Source organism: Fluviicola sp. (assembly GCF_030151805.1).
Lineage (GTDB): Bacteria > Bacteroidota > Bacteroidia > Flavobacteriales_D > Crocinitomicaceae > Fluviicola.
This window is the reverse complement of record NZ_JASLCN010000295.1, coordinates 1-3,488: the sequence shown is the minus strand read 5'-3', so window position 1 is coordinate 3,488 and position 3,488 is coordinate 1. Positions and strand designations below refer to the sequence as shown.

Here is a 3,488-nt window from a genome sequence, read left to right as displayed (position 1 = left end):
TCCGCCTTCCTGGAAAGCTGTCAAATGGTCGATCAATTCTTTTTTCGCTTTTTCGAAATCAGAAGTGGTTGTGATGATAAATGTTTTATGTGTCGGACTGTTTTTTGGAATCGGTTTGTCGTTGTAGAACGATTTCTTCATCATTCCTCCCAATACGTAACTTAAAAAAATACGCTTCAGTTCTTTCTGCCCGCGTGCTACTTTCATTGTTTCGCTGCAGTGATCCAACATCTGGGAAGTATTCATTTTTCCCCAGACAGGTTGTTGATTCGGCTGTAATTTCTGAATGCGTTCAATGCTTTTATCTAAAGCTTCTTTTGAAAATAGTGTCTCCATAATATCTTATCCTTTTAAATATTCCCAATCCTTGATTTCCTGGAACTTTGCTTGTCCGGCTTTTGCTTTCGGATGCCACAAAGTTGATTCGGGTGAGATGGTAGGAAGCTCTTCCAAAAGTAAATCTTTTCGGATATATATTTGATTAATTCCCAAATCACTTGCTCCAACCAAACGATAGCCTTTCTTTTCGGCCAGTTTGTTCATCGCAACAACACTTGCTCCGTGATAGATCGGATGTTTTCCGGGATACATGTAATTCGGATCATAAGGAACCACGATGTTTTCGGTTCCGAATTCGGTATGCGTTTCAATAACGACCACTTTCGGTTGAACCACCGTAAGCGCGTCCCAAACCCAATAATCGTTTCCATCGATATCAATCGAAAGCAATTCCATTTCACCCGATAAACCTGCTTTTTCAATCAGCTGGTTGATGTTTTCGCGTTTGATAATCGCCTGGACATACTTCGGTTTTGGGTGATAAGGAGTTGGGATTTTGGAATAGAATTTCTCTCCGCGTTTGATCAGCCTGGAATCTCCTTCGAAAAATAAGCCCGACCATCCGAAATGAATGGCTAAGTTGCTGCAATTGCTGTTGATTCCGTCGTTCGAACCAATCTCGATAAAGGTTTTACTTCCTTCACCGATCAGGGAAAAAAGAAAAAGCAGTAATCCATCTTCTTCAAATTGAGAAAAGACTTTAAATCCTGTTGTACGAAAATCAGGAACCTGTTTATTTGCCTGCGCAACCAGGTAATGCTGCATGAGCGCACGTTGCTGTATTCCAACTGAAGGATGTAGTTTATCGCGGTGAATGCGTTTGCTGAAATGATGTTTAACCCAATTTTTTATCCAGGACATACCGCGAATTTAATTGAAAATTAAGAATTGAAAATGTAAAAGGCTCTTCAATTCTCCATTTTCAATTAGTACATCAAAGGCTTCTTGCTATTATTTTTCCAGCCTGCCTGACTTTCATATTCTACGAAAAAGATTTTCAAATCTGCCTGGCTTTCATATTGGACAAAATAAACCGTCTTTTTTGCCTGACTCTGATAGTCGGTAAAGAACCATTTCCCGTCATTTTCGCCCACCTGTGAGGAATATTTGACTTTGTAAACTTTCAGATCGGCCTGGGATTCGTATTGAACCACAAAAACTTTTACATCTGCCTGAGATTCATAATCTACGGAGTAAACCAATTGAGCATTCACACCATTCGATGCAAAAAAAAGAAGTAGGATTGTAACTAGATTTTTCATGTTTTTTTATTTGACAAAATGGTATGCAATAATGAGACCAAAATAGTTTTTTTTAATTACGAATGCCTGATTCCGGATTCCAAATTAGTTTGATTTCGTAATTCGTAATTCGTAATTCGTAATTCGTAATTCGTAATTCGAATCTATTCCCTTTTTTTCTTTTTCTTCAAATCGTAAATATCTGTTCTCCGGTCTTTGAGGTTTCTCACCGAACCGAATTGATTCAATTCCCGCAGCAAGGTAATGTCGACATCTGCAATCAGGATCATCTCGGTATTCGGAGTTGCTTCCGCCTTGATTCCATTGGAAGGAAAGGCAAAGTCGCAGGGAGTGAACACAATGGATTGCGCATACTGAATATCCATGTTGTGCACATTCGGCAAATTTCCGACACTTCCGGCAATGGCCACATAACATTCATTTTCGATGGCACGCGCCTGCGAACAATTGCGCACCCGGGAATAACCGTTTTGTGTATCTGTCAGAAAGGGAACAAACAAAATATCCATTCCTTCGCCGGCCAATAAACGGCTCAATTCGGGGAATTCCACATCGTAACAAATCAGAATCCCGATTTTCCCGCAATCCGTATCGAACACTTCGAGGTGATTTCCGCCTTCCATTCCCCAAATCTTCGCTTCGTCCGGTGTGACGTGAATTTTTTCGAAACGCTCAATTCTTCCGTCGCGGTGACACAAATATCCGACATTGAACAGGCGATCGTGCTGTATCTCGGGCATACTTCCCGTAATGATATTGATGTTGTAGCTGATTGCCAGTTTGGAAAATTGCTGTACGATTTCGTTGGTGTATTTCGCCAATTCGCGAATTGCCTGCGGTTCTGATAAGTGGTTGTTTTCAGCCATCAAGGGTGCATTGAAAAACTCCGGAAACAAGGCAAAATCCGAACGATAACCCGAAACCGCGTCGACAAAATATTCTGCTTGCTGCATCAGATCTTCCATATTGGAGTAGGGGCGCATCTGCCATTGAATCAAGCCCAGGCGAACCACGGTTTTAATCGCACTCGGAGCTTCGCTTTTTTTCTCGTAATACAAATTATCCCATTCCAAAAGCACCGCATAATCTTTCGAATGTGCGTCACCTTCCAGGTAATTTTTCAGGATTTTGGACGGGTGAAAGTCGTTCGACATCTGAAAATCGAGCACCGGATCGTGTATTTCTTTCCGTTTGACCTTCTCAATGTATTCACGCGGCGTCATATCCTTTGCATAATGGTGATAATTTGGAATGCGTCCACCGAAGGCAATGCTTTTTAAATTCAATTTCTCGCACAATTCCTTACGGTAATCATACAACCGTCGTCCCAAACGCAAACCACGAAACTCTTTTTTGATAAAAACATCAATTCCGTAAAGTACATTTCCATCCGGACGGTGCGTTTTAAACGTATAATTCCCGGTAATTTGTTTGTAAGTATGTAAATGCTCGAATTTGGAAGAATCTACAATGATGGAAAGTGCCACACCTGCAATTTGCTGATTGACTTTAATCGCAACCTGTCCTTCCGGGAATTGGTTGATTAATGTTTCCACCTGCTTTCTTGTCCAGTAAGGATTTGCCAAACCTGTGTAGGATTCGACCATGGCTTCCTTTAATTCCTCGTAGTCTGTAATGCTTAAATAGGTTAGTTCAATGTTGTCAACGTCATCCATAAACTTTGTTTTCATAAAAGATACCTAAAAATCAAATGTACCGGATGTATGTTGGATGAGAATTAAGGAATTTTAAAGGAATTCATTTTTGACGGTGAATTGCTGATACTGGAAAAGTGAGACCAATCCAGGACGTAATATTGCGGAATTACACCCAGTTTTTTTGAGATTAATCTACCCGATTAGCTGATTTTACCCGGATAATTTGAAA

At 40.5% G+C, this 3,488-nt stretch carries 4 protein-coding genes; all 4 read right to left on the bottom strand.

The genetic code is table 11. The features are described 5' to 3' along the window. Positions 1-336 (bottom strand): hypothetical protein (locus Q1V93_RS11390; protein ID WP_300664792.1); only part of this gene is annotated, 336 nt, incomplete at its 3' end. A gap of 6 nt (positions 337-342) precedes the next feature. Beyond that, positions 343-1,200, bottom strand: coding sequence for a hypothetical protein (locus tag Q1V93_RS11385; RefSeq protein WP_300664790.1), 858 nt, complete (start codon positions 1,198-1,200; stop codon positions 343-345). A gap of 65 nt (positions 1,201-1,265) precedes the next feature. Continuing rightward, positions 1,266-1,601: a DUF6150 family protein gene (locus tag Q1V93_RS11380; protein ID WP_300664788.1), complete on the bottom strand. Its 336-nt coding sequence runs from the start codon at positions 1,599-1,601 to the stop codon at positions 1,266-1,268. Positions 1,602-1,744: 143 nt separating this feature from the next. Further along, entirely contained in the window at positions 1,745-3,277 is a 1,533-nt protein-coding gene (locus Q1V93_RS11375) for a bifunctional GNAT family N-acetyltransferase/carbon-nitrogen hydrolase family protein (RefSeq protein WP_300664786.1), read from the bottom strand. Positions 3,278-3,488 lie beyond the last annotated feature (211 nt).

Excerpts from the sequence above, each read along its gene's own strand:
- Q1V93_RS11375 (WP_300664786.1), bottom strand. The coding sequence starts at position 3,277 with ATGGATGACGTTGACAACATTGAACTAACCTATTTAAGCATTACAGAC.
- Q1V93_RS11385 (WP_300664790.1), bottom strand. The coding sequence starts at position 1,200 with ATGTCCTGGATAAAAAATTGGGTTAAACATCATTTCAGCAAACGCATT.
- Q1V93_RS11380 (WP_300664788.1), bottom strand. The coding sequence starts at position 1,601 with ATGAAAAATCTAGTTACAATCCTACTTCTTTTTTTTGCATCGAATGGT.